This window comes from Streptomyces sp. NPDC090083, from assembly GCF_044747445.1.
Classification (GTDB): domain Bacteria; phylum Actinomycetota; class Actinomycetes; order Streptomycetales; family Streptomycetaceae; genus Streptomyces.
Genome location: NZ_JBIVED010000003.1, coordinates 411,323 through 425,996, shown reverse-complemented (window position 1 = coordinate 425,996; position 14,674 = coordinate 411,323). Strand labels below are relative to the sequence as shown.

Genomic DNA, 14,674 nt, shown 5'->3' with positions numbered 1-14,674 from the left:
TTCGAGTCGGCTGTACAGACGCACGCGCGCCCCGCCGCTCATCGGTCACAGCCGCAGGGGCAGTCCGAAGGCCGGGAACAGATGCGGTTCGAAGGAGGTGATCTCCACGATCCGGTCGTCGGCGTCGAAGCGCAGCACGTCGAGGACCTGGGCGCGGTAGACCGTCGTGCCGGGCCGGCGGACGTAACCTCCGGCCGCCAGCTGGCCGTTGGCGCGGGCGGGCAGGTGGCGCCAGTGGCCGAAGAACAGGGGCGAGCCGACGTCGAGGCTCGTGCGCAGGAACTCCAGGAGCGCGTCGCGGCCGGTGAACCAGAACGGGTTCGGCGGCATGGTGAGCGTGACGTCCTCGCTGAGCAGGGCGGCGACCTCGGACAGGTCGAGGCGCTCGGCGGCGGCCATGTACCGCTTGACCAGGACGCGTTGGTGGTCGGTGGGTTCGGTGGCCGTCCAGTCCGCGCGGCGGCCGGGGAGCCGGTCGCGCAGGGTGGGGCGGGCCCGTTGCAGCGCGCTGTTGACCGAGGCCACGGTCATGTCGAGCGCCTCGCCGGTCTCGGCGGCGGTCAGCCCGAGCACGTCCCGCAGCACCAGCACCGCGCGCTGGCGCGGCGGGAGGTGCTGGACGGCGGCCAGGAAGACCAGTTCGAGGGTCTCGCGGGAGACCGCGGCGGCCTCCGGCTGCTCCTCGGCGGTGGGCAACTCGTCGTCGGGGTACGGCTGGAGCCAGGTGACGCGGGCGGGCGGCTCGCCGCCGCCGTGGTTCATGCCGGGCAGCGGTTCGTAGCGCTGGGGTCGGCGGGCCGTGCGGCGCTGGAAGTCCAGGCAGGCGTTGGTGGCGATGCGGTACAGCCAGGTCCGGGCGCCGGCCCGGCCCTCGAAGGTGTCCCGGGCCCGCCAGGCCCGCAGGAAGGTCTCCTGGACCAGGTCCTCGGCGTCGTCGTACGACCCGGTCATGCGGTAGCAGTGGACCTGGATCTCCCGGCGGTGGGACTCGACGAGGGCGGCGAAGTCGCCTTCGCCGACGGGGACATGGGGTTCCGTAACGGTTTTCCGGGTGACGGATTCCGGGGTCCGGTCCCGGGCCGTCTCCCGCGCGGTCCGTGCCACCCGCCGCAACCGGGCGACGGACGACGACAGTTCCGTGACGCCGGAGTAGAGGACGGAAGGCGGCTGCGGCACCAGCTGTTCCACCTGCCGCCCGATCTCCTTGATCAGCCCGTCGACTCCGGCCCCGCCACCGCCCTGCCGCTCCCGGTAGGCCTTCTGCCGGCAGGCGGCGGAACAGTAGACGGAGCGCCGACCGGTACGGCCCGCGCGTGCGGTGAGCGGCTTGCCGCAGCTGGGGCAGGAGTCTTCGGCCACGAGCGCCTCCGGCGTTGCGTCACGGTGTTCCCGCGTGACGCTACCTCCCCGACCCGCACGGCGGACGGACGCGGCCCGGTCTGCCCGAACACCGTGGCCCCGAACGCGAGCGCCATCCCCGCCAGCTGCACCGGAGTGAGCGCCTGGCCGAGCGCGGCCCAGCCGACGACGGCCGCGGTCAGCGGGGAGAGCGGGCCGAGGAGGGTGACCTGGGTGGCGGAGAGCCGGCCGATGCCGCGGAACCAGAGCCAGTAGGCGATCGCCGTGTTCGCCAGCGCCAGGTAGAGGTAGCCGCCGATCGCCCGGCCGTCCAGCGCGGGCGGCGCCCCCTCGGCCAGGAGGGCGACCGGCGCGATCAGCAGCCCGCCCGCGGTGAGCTGCCAGCCGGTGAGGGCGAGCGGGCCGACACCGGCGGGGCGGCCCCAGCGCTTGGTGAGCACGGTGCCGGTGGACATCGACGCGGTGGACGCGAGGGCCGCGAGCACGCCGACCGGGTCGAGCGCCCCGGCCGCCTTGAGTACGACGAGGCTGACGCCGAAGGCCGCGGCGGTGCCGGTGAGCACGCTGCGGGCCGTGGGCCGCTGTCCGAGCAGCAGCGCGGAGAGGCCGACCACGAAGAGCGGGCCTATCGAGCCGACGACCGCCGCCATGCCGCCGGGGAGCCGGTACGCGGAGAGGAACAGCAGCGGGAAGAAGGCGCCGATGTTCAGCGCGCCGAGCACCGCCGACTTCCACCACCAGGCGCCGCGCGGCAGCACCCGGGTGAGCGTGAGGAGCACGAGACCTGCGGGGAGGGCGCGCATCAGGCCGGTGAACAGGGGGCGGTCGGGCGGGAGGAACTGGGTGGTGACGGCGTAGGTGGTGCCCCAGGAGATGGGGGCGAGGGCGGTGAGGGCGGCCGTCAGGACCGGGCGACTGGCCATGGGGAGGCACCTTCCGAAGTAGGTCGACACTAATTAGCTTAGCGCCAAGCTACTTATCGTCAAGCCACTGGCTCATGATCAACCGACCCCTGATCCACTCGCTCGTGATCCACTTTCTTGCGACCGACCTGCTGACCGGCGGATACTCACCCCATGAACGACAAGGACCCCGTCGACGCGATCGTCGAGCAGTGGGCGGCGGTGCGGCCCGACCTCGACACCGCCGCGATGGAGGTCTTCGGGCGGATCTTCCGGCTCGCCCGGGCCATGGGCGACCGCATGGAGAAGGCGTACGTCCCGCACGGCATCTCGCGCGGCGAGTTCGACGTCCTCGCGACCCTGCGCCGGGCCGACGAGCCGTACACCCTCTCGCCGCGCGAGCTCTCCGCGACCCTGATGCTCACCACCGGCGGCATGACGGGCCGCCTCGACAAACTGGAGCGGGCCGGCCTGCTCCGCCGCTCCCCCGACCCGCACGACCGCCGGGGTCTCCAGGTCACCCTGACGGAGAAGGGGCTGGCGCTGATCGACGCGGCGGTCGGCTCGGGTCTCGCGACACAGACGGCGGCCCTGTCCGGCCTGACCGGCGAGGAGGCCGACCAATTGGCCGACCTGCTGAGGAAGTTGCTGGCCTCGACCGAGCGATGACCGCCCCGTGCGGGCCTGTTCGGCGGCAGCGGGTGCCCGCCGCAGGACATACCGAAGGCGCCCGCCTCACCGTGCTGGGTGATGGGGGCGCCTTCCGGAAGAGGTGAGGTCAGACCTTGGCGTCGACGGCGGCGCCGGTCTTGCCGGACTTGGCCTTCGGCGCGCGGTCCTTGGACTTGTCCAGCGCCATGACCAGGCCCGCGATGATCGCGAACAGGGCCAGCGGGATCAGGACGTAGAGCCCCAGCGTCTCGGCGACGCTCAGGCCCTTGCCCGGGTCGTCACCGTCGTCGCGGGTGAGCGCGAGCGCGGGGGACGTCATGAGCAGCATCATCAGCGTCGTACCGGCAGCCAGGGCGCCGGCGCGCAGGGCGTTCTTCTTGTCCACACCGCAAACGTAGCGAATGCCCGAACGGGCCGCGCGCCCGGGGTGCCGTACGGGGTGCCGCGTGGGGTGCCGCAGGGGTCGCGGGCCCCTCACGGACCCCCTTCTCCACCGGCCTCCGCCCCCTCCCCCAGCCCCGCCCGCAGCACATCCACCAGCGCGTGCAGCCGCGGCGCCGCGGCCAGTTCCTCCAGCGTCACCGGCCGTCCCTCCGCGTCGGCGACCGGAAGGCGCCAGTTCGGATACTGGTCCCACGTGCCGGGCAGGTTCTGCGGGCGCCGGTCGCCGATCGCGTCCGGGAGCCAGACGCCGATCATGCGGGCCGGGGTGCGCAGCAGGAAACGGTGGACCGCGTGGATCTCCGCCTCCTCCTCGGACGCGGGGCGTCCGCCGCCCCCGGGCTGTTCGTAGAGGCCGAGCCGGGCCAGCAGGGCGAGCCACTCGCCGACGTCGGTGGCGGACTCGATCCGCTCCTCCTCCACCGGCCGGGTCAACAGGCCCAGGCGGTCGCGGAGTTCGACGTGTTCGCCGGTGAGCCGGGCCGCGGTGGGCGGCAGGTCGTGGGTGGTGGCGGTGGCGAGGCAGTCGGCGCGCCACTCCTCCGGCGCGAGCGGACGCCCGTCGCCCTCCCAGTCCCGCTCGAACCACAGCACCGACGTGCCGAGCACCCCGCGCTCCTGCAAGGTCTCGCGCACTCCCGGCTCCACGGTCCCGAGGTCCTCGCCGATCACCACGGACCCGGCGCGCGAGGCCTCCAGCGCGAGGACGGCGAGCATGGCCTCGGCGTCGTGCCGGACGTAGGTGCCCTCGGTCGGCGGATGGCCCTGCGGGACCCACCAGAGGCGGAAGAGGCCCATGACGTGGTCGATGCGCAGGGCGCCCGCGTAGCGGAAGAGGGCGCGGAGCAGGCGGCGGTAGGGGGCGTAGCCGGACTCGGCGAGGCGGTCGGGGCGCCAGGGGGGCAGACCCCAGTCCTGGCCGAGGGAGTTGAAGGCGTCCGGGGGCGCGCCGACGGACATCCCGGCGGCGAAGTAGGCCTGCTGGGCCCAGGCGTCGGCGCCGTCCGGGTGCACCCCGACCGCGAGGTCGTGCACGACGCCGATCGGCATGCCCGCGTCCCGTGCGGCCCGCTGCGCGGCGGTGAGCTGGTCGTCGGTGAGCCAGGCGAGGCGGCAGTGGAAGTCGACGCGGTCCATCAACTCGCCCCGGGCGCGGGCGGTTTCGGAGGAGCGCGGGTCGCGCAGGCCGGCCGGCCACTGCCGCCAGTTCGAGCCGTGCACCTCGGCCAGCGCGCACCAGGTGGCGTGGTCCTCCAGCGCCTCGCCCTCGCGGGCGAGGAAGTCGACGTAGGCGGCCCGTCGTCCGGGGCCGAGGGGGACCTCGTGGACGCGTTCCAGCGCCTCGCGCTTCAGCTCCCAGACGGCGTCGCGGTCGATCAGCGCGTCCTTCTCCAGGACGGATTCACGCAGCCGGGCGGCCCGTTCGAGGACCCCGCGCAGCTGCTCGCGCGCGCTCTCCTCGACGTAGCCGAACTCGGGGACGTCCTCGACCCGCAGATACACCGGGTCCGGGAAGCGGCGCGAGGACGGCCGGTACGGCGAGGGGTCGGTGGGCGCTCCGGGCACGGCCGCGTGCAGCGGGTTGACCTGCACGAACCCGGCCCCGAGCGAACGTCCGGCCCAGGCGGTCAGCTCCCCCAGGTCGCCGAGGTCGCCCATGCCCCAGGAGTGCCGGGAGAGCAGCGAGTAAACCTGCGCCATCAGTCCGTACGACCGCCCGGTGGGCGTCGGCAACCGGTCCGGGGCGATGACGAGATGGGCTTCGGCGCTGCGGCCGTCCGGCGCGGTGGCGGTCAGGCGGTGCACGCCGGGAGGCAGTCGGTCGGCGCTCCGGCACACCTCGCCCCGCTCGGTCTCGATGTGCAGCGCGGTGCCCTCGGGGAGCGTGTCGAGCGCGGCGGGCGCGGAGCCGTGCCGGCCGACGACGGTGGGCGGCAACAGCCGTTCCGTCAGCTCCCGCCGGCGGGCGGCGAGCGCGGCGGCCGTGGCCTGCGGGGTGCTCGCGTCGACGCCGAGGGCGGCCAGTACGGCGACGACCGCGACGGCCGAGGCGGGGACCGCGCGGTCCGGTGAGGGGCTGTAGGAGGTGGCGACGCCGTGCAGTTCGGCGAGGTGCGCCAGGTCCTCGCCGAGGGTGTCGGCCGGCCGGGGTGCGGTCATCTAGGGCCTCGTCGCGTCCGGGCCGGCGAACGGGTCGGTCAGGGCGGCGAGTTCACCGCTCGTCGTCATCGGGTCGTCGGACATGCCGGGCTCGCTGGTCAGCGGGGCGGGCATGTCGGCGGACTCGCTGGTGAGCGGGGTGGCGTCGGCGAGCGGGGGCTCGCTGGTGAGGGGCTCGGCGTCGGCCAGCGGCGGTTCGCTGGTCAGCGGGGCCTCGGCCCAGGCGCCCTCGGCGTCGACGAAGAACAGGTCGGGGGTGAGGTCGGCGGCCGGCTCCAGGGTGCGTTTGGAGCGGGCCGGGCGCGGAAGCGATGCCGATGCTGCGGCCACGGGGGCCTCCTTGTCGTGTCGGGCGAGCGTGGGAGATGGTCACCGCAAGCCCTACCCAGCGGACGCGACGGCAGACCTCCAGGTTGGGGGACGGGCGGCACCGCGGCCACTCCCGCCCTCCGGTCCCCGTGTTTTCCGGCTGATCACTATTCACTCAGTACATGTATCCGGTGCATACTGAGCGCCATGAGCACCCGCCACATCCTGCTGGGCCTGCTCGCCGGAGGACCGAGCCACGGCTACGACCTCAAGCGACGCCACGACGAGCGTTTCCCGCAGGCCCGCCCGCTGGCGTACGGGCAGGTCTACACGACCCTGCAGCGCCTGGTCAGGGACGGTCTCGCGGAGGTCGACGGCACCGGCTCGGACGGCGGCCCGGAGCGTACGGCGTACCGCTCGACACCGGACGGCTCGCGTGAACTCGCCCGCTGGGCAGGGGAGATCGCACCGCCCGCGCCCTTCGTGACGAACGAGATCTTCGCCAAGGTCGTCGTCTCGATCCTGGCCGACGGCGACCCGGAGGCCTATCTGCGGGCCCAACGCGCCGCCCACATGGAGCGGATGAGGGAACTCACGGCGGTCAAGACCGCCAAGGGCACCGACCTCGCGACCGCGCTCTCGGCCGACTACGCCCTCAACCACCTTGACGCGGACCTCCGTTGGATGGCGACGACGGCGGCCCGGCTGACCACTCTGACCGCGGAGGTCGACCCAGCATGAGCGACAACGGGGGTACTGCGGCACCGCTCCTCGCGGCCCGCGACCTCGCCAAGGCGCACGGCAGGACCCGCGCGCTGACCGGCGCCTCGGCCGACCTGCACACCGGCGAGATCCTCGCCGTCACGGGCCCCAGCGGCAGCGGGAAGTCCACCCTGCTGCACTGCCTGGCCGGGATCGTCCGCCCCGACACGGGGACGGTGACGTACTCCGGGCAGCGGCTGGACGGTCTGCCCGAGAAGCGGCTGAGCCGGCTGCGGCGCACCGAGTTCGGGGTGGTCTTCCAGTTCGGGCAGCTGATACCCGAGCTGACGGCCGTCGACAACGTCGCCCTGCCGCTGCTGCTCGCGGGCGCCTCGCGCACGGAGGCCCGGGCGGCGGCCGGTGAGTGGCTGGAGCGGTTCGGGGTGCGCGGGCAGGCCGAGCTGCGGCCGGGCGGGCTGAGCGGCGGCCAGGCCCAACGGGTCGCGCTGGCACGGGCGTTGGTCACCTCACCGAAGGTCGTCTTCGCGGACGAGCCGACCGGCGCGCTGGACTCCCTGGCGAGCGAGCAGGTGATGACGGCCCTGGTCACCGCGGCCCGCGAGTCCGGTACGGCGGTCCTGCTGATCACCCATGACGCACAGGTCGCGGCGTACGCGGACCGCGAGCTGCGGCTGACGGACGGCACCGTGGCGGCGGAGGCGACGGTATGAGGGCGCTCCTCACGGACCTGCGGCTGGCCTGGCTGCTCACCCGGGGGTCGGACCGGCGGGAGTGGTGGCGGGCGGGGCTCACCGCGTGCGGGGCCGCGCTGGCGACGGCGATCGGGCTGGCCGTCGTGGCGCTGCTGTCGCTGGACGCGTTCCACTCCGTGTCCTTCGGGTCCGGGCTGTTCGACTCCCCCGGTGACCGGCGGAACGTGAGTCTGGCGCTCGGGCTGCTGCTGATCCCGGTGCTCGGGTTCCTCGGGCAGTGCGCGCGGATCGGGGCGGTGCACCGGGACCGGCGGCTGGCCGCGCTGCGGCTGGCGGGGGCCGGGCCGTGGCAGGTGCGGCGGATCGCGGCGCTGGAGTCGGGGCTCGCGTGCCTGGCCGGTGCGGTGGTGGCGACGGCGGTCGCGGTACCGCTGCTGCCCCGCGCGACCGCCTGGGCCGGGGTCGTCGTGATCGCCGTGCCGGTGGCGGGGGCGGCCGTGAGCGCGGTGGCGCTGCGGCGGGTGGTGGCCGATCCGCTCGGGCGACTCCGGCGCACCCGGCCCGTGCGCGGTCCGGGCCGGCTGTCCGCCGCGGCGACCCGGCTGCTGGCGGTGACGCTGGCGGGCCTCGCGCTGACCCCGGTCTTCGGCAGCCCCGTGTCCTTCGGGCTCGGCCCGGTGACGGTCCTCGTCCTGGCCGCCCTGGTCAGCCTGATCGCGGTCTGGCTGTCCGGGGCCTCGTCCCGCCAGCTGGGTGAGGGCTTCGCCGCCGGCACCTCCCGCCCCGCGCTGCTGATCGCGGCGGAACGGATGCGCGAGGACCCCTGGTCCACCGCCCGCACGCACGCGGCGCTGCTGCTGGTGACGGTCGTGGGCTCGGGCTTCGCGGGCGTACGGCAGATCCTGCTCGCGGACCTGGCGGACATGCGCCGCAAGGGCCGCCTCGGCGCGCACATGGCGTACTACACGACCGGCATCGACCTCACGGCCGTCGCGATCCTCCTCGCGTTCGCGCTCGTGCTGACCGCCCTGGCCGTGGGCACCGCCGAGTCCCTGGCCGTCCGGCGCCGGGGCCTGGCCGCGCAGGCGGCGGCCGGGGTGCCGCACTCCGTGCTGGCCCGCGCGCTCCTCCTGGAGACCGCGCTGCCGCTGTTCCCGGCGATCGCGGTGGCGGGCCTCGGCGGCACGGCGATCAGCTTCTGGTACGGCGCCGACGTCGCGCGGCACACGGACGTGCCGGTGCCGTTCGCGGCGCTGCTGGTGCCGGTCGGCGTGTACGCGGCGTGCGTGCTGGCGGCGGCCACCTCGCTGCCGCTGCTGCGGCGGTCGGTGCGGCCGGGCGAACTGCGGTACGCATGACGGTCCGCCCCGGCAGCACGGGGCTGCCGGGGCGGACCACTCCGTACCGCCGTACCTCTGTACGCCGTACCGGGGTGCGCAAAAGCCCGGACCGTCAGGCGGAGATGCCGTCGATCCGGGCCATCGCGTCCTCCGCGCCGTACGGCTGCAGGTACGGCAGCCAGCGCGGGTCCCTGTGTCCGGTCCCGATGATGCGCCAGGCCAGGCCGGTGGGTGGGGCGGGTTTGTGGCGCAGCCGCCAGCCGATCTCGAAGAGGTGCCGGTCGGCCTTCACATGGTTGCAGCGGCGGCAGGACGCCACCACGTTGTCCCAGACGTGCTTGCCCCCGCGGCTGCGCGGAATGACATGGTCGACGCTGGTTGCGACGCCACCGCAGTACATGCACCGGCCCCCGTCGCGCGCGAAGAGCGCCCGGCGGGTAAGAGGAACGGGCCCCCGGTAGGGAACCCGTACGAATCGCTTGAGCCGGACCACGCTGGGTGCGGGGACTGTGACGGTCGCGCTGTGCATAAAGGCGCCGGATTCCTCAAGGGAGACTGCCTTGTTCTCCAGGACGAGGACGAGCGCGCGGCGGAGCGGTACGACGCCGAGTGGCTCGTACGACGCGTTGAGGACCAGGACATGCGGCACGGATGCCTCCTTGTGCGTCTGCGGCACGTGGCTCGCGCCGGGACGATCTGTAGTCAGTCTCCCCTCATGCCTGGTGGAAGCGCCACCATGTCCCGGTAACGGGCTGGGAGTGTTTTCGACCACATGTGCTGCGGGGCCGGGACCGCTGCGGGTCGGTCCCACCTGTTCATTCCCGGTCGAGCACAGCCTCTCCCCCGAACACGGCAACGATCCTCACGCGTTGCCCCGATAGTGTGGTGGGCCCGCCCTCTTGGTGACCTATTCGTGACCTTGCCCCTGTCGGACCATGCCGGAGGGCGGACGCAGCACCTGGAGGTACCTGCCGTGTCCTTGCCCGTCGTCCTACTGGCCGCCGCCACGCCGTCGCCCTCTCCGAGTCCCTCGGAGACCGCGGTGACCGTGCCCACGCTCCAGGACGCCCAGGAGAGCGCGACCAACGCGGCCAGTTGGGTGGAACAGAACTGGTCCACCTGGCTGGCGATCGGTCTCCGGGTGCTGCTGATCGTGGTGATCGCGGCGGTCCTGAGAATGACGGTACGGCGGGCGATCACCAAGCTGATAGACCGGATGAACCGCACGGTCGAATCGGTGGACGGCACGGCCCTGGGCGGCCTCCTGGTCAACGCGGAGCGCCGCCGCCAGCGCTCCCAGGCGATCGGCTCGGTCCTCCGCTCGGTGGCGTCCTTCGTGATCCTCGGCACAGCCGCGCTGATGGTCCTGTCGACCTTCGAGATCAACCTCGCCCCGCTCCTCGCCTCCGCCGGCGTCGCGGGTGTGGCGATCGGTTTCGGCGCCCGCAACCTCGTCACGGACTTCCTCTCCGGCGTCTTCATGATCCTTGAGGACCAGTACGGCGTCGGCGATCAGATCGACGCGGGCGTCGCCTCCGGCGAGGTCATCGAGGTCGGCCTCCGCGTGACCAAGCTCCGCGGCGCCAACGGCGAGATCTGGTACGTCCGCAACGGCGAGGTCAAGCGCATCGGGAACCTGTCCCAGGGCTGGGCGACGGCGGGCGTGGACGTGACGGTGAAGGCGTCCGAGAACCTGGACCTGGTGAAGGAGACCCTGGACGCGGTCACGGAGCGGATGAGCAAGGAGGAGCCCTGGAACGAGCTCCTCTGGGGCCCCATCGAGGTCCTCGGCCTCGACAGCGTCCTGATCGACTCGATGGTCGTCCGCCTCTCCGCGAGGACGATGCCGGGCAAGTCGGTGAGCGTCGAGCGGGAGCTGCGCTGGCGGGTCAAGCGGGCCTTCGACGAGGCGAACATCCGCATCGTGGGCGGCGCCACGGCCGATCCGGTGGAGGACGTGCCGGACCCCACGGAGTCGGTCGCGGCACCGTCCGTCTACTCCAACGCGGACTCGCCCCAGGTGGCGGCCACTTCGCCGATCTCCTCGCCGCGGGGGCCGGGGACGCGGTAGGAGCACGAGCAGCGCGGCGAGGCGTGCGGGGCGGGGACGGACGGAACGGTCCGGCCCCGCCCCGCTTCCCGTGGGACCGCCGCGGCCTCCCCGCGCCCGCCCCCGCCTGTCTGCGCCCGTCTCCGTACACCCCCGCCCGTCTCCGTACGGGCCGACCCCACCACCCCGCAGGTAACGAGTCTGTTGCCTGCGGGGTGGTGTCTATTGACGCCCCCTTCGTCCCGGGCTTACGTTCCTCCCACCCAATTGGAAACTTTCCTAACAGTGATCACGTGACACGCTGTGTGGTTCGGGAGTTCGAAAGGCAGGTGGCGTAAGACATGGCAGGAACCTCCGGTACCCCGGGCACCGGCACCCCGGGCACCCCCCGCGTCCTGCGTGCCATGAACGACCGCGCCGCCCTGGACCTGCTCCTGGAGCACGGCCCGCTGTCCCGCACCCGGATCGGCAAGCTCACCGGCCTCTCCAAGCCGACCGCGTCCCAGCTGCTGGCCCGGCTGGAAGCGGCCGGGCTGGTGCTCGCCACCGGGACGAGCGAGGGGCGGCCGGGGCCCAACGCCCAGCTGTACGTGGTCAATCCGGGTGCCGCGTACGCCGCCGGGCTCGACGTCACGCCGGAGCGCATCCGCGCCGCCGTCGCCGACGTCACCGGCCGGACGGTGGGAGAGTTCGAGCTCGCCACCCCCGGCCGGCGGCCCGCCCAGCCCGTCGTACAACAGGTGACGGACGCCCTCGACGGTGCGGTGAAAGCCGCCGGGCTCGCCCGGGACGACGTCCACCGCCTCGTCATCGGCACCCCCGGCGCCTTCGACCCCAACACCGGCCGGCTGCGCTACGCCTCGCACCTGCCGGGCTGGCACTCCCCCGCGCTGCTCGACGAACTCGCCGCAGCGCTGCCGATGCCGGTGGAGTACGAGAACGACGTGAACCTCGTCGCCATCGCCGAGCAGCGGCTCGGCGCGGCACGTGGGCACGGCGACTTCGTGCTGCTGTGGAACGAGGGCGGCCTCGGTGCCGCCCTGGTCCTCGGCGGTCGGCTGCACCGCGGCTGGACCGGCGGCGCGGGCGAGGTCGGCTTCCTGCCGGTGCCGGGCGCGCCCCTGGTCCGCCAGGTGACCAAGGCCAACAGCGGTGGTTACCAGACCCTGGCCGGTTCGCAGGCCCTGCCCGGACTCGCCAGGGAACTCGGCATCACCGAGATCCCGACGGGTCCGTACGCCGAGGTCGCCGCCGCCCTCGTCGCGACCGCCGCCGACCACACGACCGGGCCCCAGCGGCGGCTGCTGGAGATCTACGCGACCCACCTCGCGACCGGTCTCGCCTCGCTCGTGTCCGTCCTCGACCCCGAACTCGTCGTCCTCAGCGGTGGCTCGCTGGCCGCCGGCGGCGAACCCCTGCGTGCCCTGGTCCAGGCCGAGCTGGAGGAGCTGGCCGCGTCACGGCCCCGGCTCGTCGTCGGCGACGTCCATGAACACCCCGTGCTGCGCGGCGCGTTGGAGAGCGCGCTGGCAACCACCCGCGACGAGGTCTTCGACACCTCCCGCTGACCCCACGCCCCACCCATCCGCCCCCGGCCCGCCGAACCACCCCGCACCGTCCCGAACACCCCGAACCACCCGCACCGCCCGCCCCACCCGGCGCCCCTCGACCACCACACCTCACCCCGCCCTGCCCTTGGGAGACCTCGTCATGCCCGGAATATCCCGGAAAGCGGTCATCGCGCTCGCCGCATCCGCCTCCTTCGCCCTGCTGACCACCGCGTGTACCGGTCAGTCCTCGTCCGGTGCGTCCGACGACGCCTCGAAGGACGTGACCATCAACTTCTGGCACGCCTGGAGCGCGGCCTCCGAGCTGAGCGCCGTCAAGTCGCTGGTCGCCGGGTTCGAGAAGGCGCATCCCAACATCCATGTGAACGTCGTCGGCAACATGACCGACGACAAGATCAACCAGGCGCTGCGCACCGGCGGCGACAAGTCGCCCGACGTGATCTCGTCGTTCACCACGAACAACGTCGGCAAGTTCTGTTCCTCGGGCGCCCTGGTCGACCTCAACCCCTTCTTCAAGAAGGACGGCATCGACCCGGAGACGACGTTCCCGAAGGCGATGAACGAGTACACCCAGTTCGACGGAAACCGGTGCACCGCACCCCTGTTGGGCGACGCGTACGGGCTCTACTACAACAAGACGGAGTTCGCGAAGGCCGGCATCACCAGCCCGCCCAAGACCTGGTCCGAGTTCGAGACGGACGCCAAGAAGCTGACGATCAGCAAGGGCGACACGTACTCCCAGCTCGGCTTCATGCCGGACTACCACGGCTGGGAGACCACGACCGAGCACATCTTCGCGCAGTTCTCGCCGACGTACTTCGACAAGAGCGGCAAGTCGGCGCTCGCCACGGACCCCGCGTTCAAGGCCGGTTTCACGCTGCAGAAGAAGCTCGTCGACGAACTCGGCGGATTCAAGAAGCTGGAGAGCTACCGCTCCACGCTCGGTGACGAGTGGGGCGACAAGCACCCCTTCCACACCGGCCAGGTCGCGATGCAGCTGGACGGCGAGTGGCGGCTCGGAATGGCGATGGCGGCGAATCCCAAGCTGGACATCGGAGTCGCCCCGCTGCCCGTGCCGGACGACCAGGCCGACCAGTACGGCAAGGGCTACATCACCGGCACCATCACCGGCATCGCCGCGACCAGCAAGAAGCAGAACGCGGCCTGGGAGTTCGTCAAGTACATCACCACGGACACGGACGCGGTGGTGAACTTCTCCAACGGCATCCACAACGTGCCCTCCACCCTCGCCGCCCTCAAGTCCCCGAAGCTGAAGTACGACCCGCGCTTCAAGACGTTCCTGGACATCGCGTCGAACCAGAACTCGACGACAAGTCCCGCCTCCATCAACGGCGGTGTGTACCTGACGACGATCCAGAACCTCGGCTACGACTACGAGAGCGGCAAGGTGAAGGACCTGGACTCCGCCCTGAAGAGCACGGCCAAGCAGATCGACACCGACATCGCACAGGCGAAGTAGCCCCGTCATGAGCACCATCACCCTGGCGAAGAAGCACCGCCCGCCCGGCCTCGCCGCGAAACAGCGGAAGCAGGCGCTTCGCACCCTCGCCTTCATGTCGCCCTGGTTGATCGGCTTCGCGGTCTTCTTCGCGTACCCGCTGATCTCGACGGTCTACTTCTCGTTCATGCACTACGACGGCTTCAAGCCGCCGACGTGGGTGGGGACGAAGAACTGGACGTACGTCTTCAAGAACTATCCGTACTTCTGGCCCGCGATGCGCAACACCCTGTGGCTGGTCGTGGTGATGGTCTCGCTCCGGGTCGTGTTCGGACTCGGCGTCGGACTGCTGATCACCAAGATCAAGACGGCCACCGGGGTCTTCCGGACGCTGTTCTACCTGCCGTACCTCGCACCGCCGGTCGCCGCGACGATGGCGTTCGCCTTCCTCCTCAACCCCGGTACCGGGCCGGTCAACTCGATCCTGGAGAAGGTCGGCATCCCGGCGCCCGGCTGGTTCAACGACCCGACCTGGTCCAAGCCGGCGCTCACCCTGCTGGCCCTCTGGGGCATCGGCGACCTGATGGTCATCTTCATGGCCGCGCTGCTCGACGTACCGCAGGAGCAGTACGAGGCGGCCGAGTTGGACGGCGCCTCGGCCTGGCAGCGGTTCCGGTACGTCACGCTGCCGAACATCTCGCCGATCGTGATGTTCGCCGTCGTCACCGGCGTGATCCAGACCATGCAGTACTACACACAGCCCCTCATCGCCGGAAAGGTCGCGTCCGGTGTCATCCAGGGCGCCGGCACGCAGTTCGAGCCCGGCTACCCGGAGAAGTCCACGCTCACCCTCCCCCAGCTCGTCTACAACCTCGGCTTCCAGCGCTTCGACTACGGCTCGGCCTGCGTGGTGGCACTCGTCCTGTTCGCCCTGTCGATGGTGTTCACCGCGTTCCTGATGCGGCGCCGGGGCGGCCTCAACCTGGCAGGTGACTGAGC

14 protein-coding genes are annotated in these 14,674 nt (G+C 72.2%); 8 read left to right on the top strand and 6 right to left on the bottom strand.

The genetic code is table 11. The annotated features are described in order from the left end of the window. Positions 1-45: 45 nt before the first annotated feature. Together ACIPTO_RS12930 and ACIPTO_RS12925 are read right to left on the bottom strand one after the other, a co-directional pair. Positions 46-1,212 carry a sigma-70 family RNA polymerase sigma factor gene (locus ACIPTO_RS12930; protein WP_401192113.1) on the bottom strand — a complete coding sequence of 389 codons (1,167 nt, stop codon included), beginning with the start codon at positions 1,210-1,212 and terminating at the stop codon, positions 46-48. Continuing rightward, complete coding sequence (locus ACIPTO_RS12925; RefSeq protein ID WP_401191305.1) at positions 1,209-2,282, bottom strand: EamA family transporter; 1,074 nt, start codon at positions 2,280-2,282, stop codon at positions 1,209-1,211. The genes ACIPTO_RS12930 and ACIPTO_RS12925 overlap by 4 nt, the downstream gene beginning before the upstream one ends. A 153-nt stretch (positions 2,283-2,435) precedes the next feature. Here ACIPTO_RS12925 and ACIPTO_RS12920 point away from each other — a divergent pair, with 153 nt between their 5' ends. Then, positions 2,436-2,930, top strand: a complete 495-nt coding sequence (locus ACIPTO_RS12920; RefSeq protein ID WP_401191303.1) for a MarR family winged helix-turn-helix transcriptional regulator — start codon at positions 2,436-2,438, stop codon at positions 2,928-2,930. Between the two features lie 109 nt (positions 2,931-3,039). On the opposite strand, the gene ACIPTO_RS12915 is transcribed toward ACIPTO_RS12920, so the two are convergent. The 3 genes from ACIPTO_RS12915 to ACIPTO_RS12905 all read right to left on the bottom strand — a co-directional run bounded on the left by ACIPTO_RS12915 (position 3,040) and on the right by ACIPTO_RS12905 (position 5,813). Further along, positions 3,040-3,318, bottom strand: coding sequence for a hypothetical protein (locus ACIPTO_RS12915; protein WP_366313447.1), 279 nt, complete (start codon positions 3,316-3,318; stop codon positions 3,040-3,042). Positions 3,319-3,407: 89 nt separating this feature from the next. After that, complete coding sequence (gene malQ, locus ACIPTO_RS12910) at positions 3,408-5,534, bottom strand: 4-alpha-glucanotransferase (protein ID WP_401191301.1); 2,127 nt, start codon at positions 5,532-5,534, stop codon at positions 3,408-3,410. Next, entirely contained in the window at positions 5,535-5,813 is a 279-nt protein-coding gene (locus tag ACIPTO_RS12905; RefSeq protein ID WP_366314459.1) for a hypothetical protein, read from the bottom strand. Positions 5,814-6,050: 237 nt separating this feature from the next. Between ACIPTO_RS12905 and ACIPTO_RS12900 the strand changes: the two genes are divergently transcribed. From ACIPTO_RS12900 to ACIPTO_RS12890, 3 genes are read left to right on the top strand one after another with little or no spacing between them, the layout of a single operon-like run. Beyond that, positions 6,051-6,584: a PadR family transcriptional regulator gene (locus tag ACIPTO_RS12900; RefSeq protein WP_401191299.1), complete on the top strand. Its 534-nt coding sequence runs from the start codon at positions 6,051-6,053 to the stop codon at positions 6,582-6,584. Then, complete coding sequence (locus tag ACIPTO_RS12895) at positions 6,581-7,276, top strand: ABC transporter ATP-binding protein (protein ID WP_401191297.1); 696 nt, start codon at positions 6,581-6,583, stop codon at positions 7,274-7,276. The genes ACIPTO_RS12900 and ACIPTO_RS12895 overlap by 4 nt, the downstream gene beginning before the upstream one ends. Next, positions 7,273-8,616 (top strand): ABC transporter permease, encoded by a 1,344-nt coding sequence (locus ACIPTO_RS12890; RefSeq protein ID WP_401191295.1) that lies wholly within the window; start codon positions 7,273-7,275, stop codon positions 8,614-8,616. Before ACIPTO_RS12895 ends, ACIPTO_RS12890 begins: the two co-directional genes overlap by 4 nt. A 94-nt stretch (positions 8,617-8,710) precedes the next feature. Here the strand turns inward: ACIPTO_RS12890 and ACIPTO_RS12885 are convergent, their stop codons facing one another. Next, positions 8,711-9,247 carry an HNH endonuclease gene (locus ACIPTO_RS12885; protein ID WP_020116449.1) on the bottom strand — a complete coding sequence of 179 codons (537 nt, stop codon included), beginning with the start codon at positions 9,245-9,247 and terminating at the stop codon, positions 8,711-8,713. A 324-nt stretch (positions 9,248-9,571) separates the two neighbouring features. Between ACIPTO_RS12885 and ACIPTO_RS12880 the strand changes: the two genes are divergently transcribed. The 4 genes from ACIPTO_RS12880 (at position 9,572) to ACIPTO_RS12865 (ending at position 14,672) form a co-directional block, all read left to right on the top strand. Next, positions 9,572-10,669: a mechanosensitive ion channel family protein gene (locus ACIPTO_RS12880; RefSeq protein ID WP_401191292.1), complete on the top strand. Its 1,098-nt coding sequence runs from the start codon at positions 9,572-9,574 to the stop codon at positions 10,667-10,669. Positions 10,670-10,989: 320 nt separating this feature from the next. Further along, positions 10,990-12,216 (top strand): ROK family transcriptional regulator, encoded by a 1,227-nt coding sequence (locus ACIPTO_RS12875; RefSeq protein ID WP_366313434.1) that lies wholly within the window; start codon positions 10,990-10,992, stop codon positions 12,214-12,216. Between the two features lie 142 nt (positions 12,217-12,358). Next, complete coding sequence (locus ACIPTO_RS12870) at positions 12,359-13,696, top strand: ABC transporter substrate-binding protein (RefSeq protein WP_366313432.1); 1,338 nt, start codon at positions 12,359-12,361, stop codon at positions 13,694-13,696. 7 nt (positions 13,697-13,703) lie between these two features. Next, positions 13,704-14,672, top strand: a complete 969-nt coding sequence (locus ACIPTO_RS12865) for a sugar ABC transporter permease (RefSeq protein ID WP_366313430.1) — start codon at positions 13,704-13,706, stop codon at positions 14,670-14,672. Positions 14,673-14,674 lie beyond the last annotated feature (2 nt).

Coding starts and splice junctions, on each gene's coding strand:
- ACIPTO_RS12920 (WP_401191303.1), top strand. CDS start 2,436: ATGAACGACAAGGACCCCGTCGACGCGATCGTCGAGCAGTGGGCGGCG.
- ACIPTO_RS12925 (WP_401191305.1), bottom strand. CDS start 2,282: ATGGCCAGTCGCCCGGTCCTGACGGCCGCCCTCACCGCCCTCGCCCCC.
- ACIPTO_RS12865 (WP_366313430.1), top strand. CDS start 13,704: ATGAGCACCATCACCCTGGCGAAGAAGCACCGCCCGCCCGGCCTCGCC.
- ACIPTO_RS12895 (WP_401191297.1), top strand. CDS start 6,581: ATGAGCGACAACGGGGGTACTGCGGCACCGCTCCTCGCGGCCCGCGAC.
- malQ (WP_401191301.1), bottom strand. CDS start 5,534: ATGACCGCACCCCGGCCGGCCGACACCCTCGGCGAGGACCTGGCGCAC.
- ACIPTO_RS12890 (WP_401191295.1), top strand. CDS start 7,273: ATGAGGGCGCTCCTCACGGACCTGCGGCTGGCCTGGCTGCTCACCCGG.
- ACIPTO_RS12875 (WP_366313434.1), top strand. CDS start 10,990: ATGGCAGGAACCTCCGGTACCCCGGGCACCGGCACCCCGGGCACCCCC.
- ACIPTO_RS12870 (WP_366313432.1), top strand. CDS start 12,359: ATGCCCGGAATATCCCGGAAAGCGGTCATCGCGCTCGCCGCATCCGCC.
- ACIPTO_RS12900 (WP_401191299.1), top strand. CDS start 6,051: ATGAGCACCCGCCACATCCTGCTGGGCCTGCTCGCCGGAGGACCGAGC.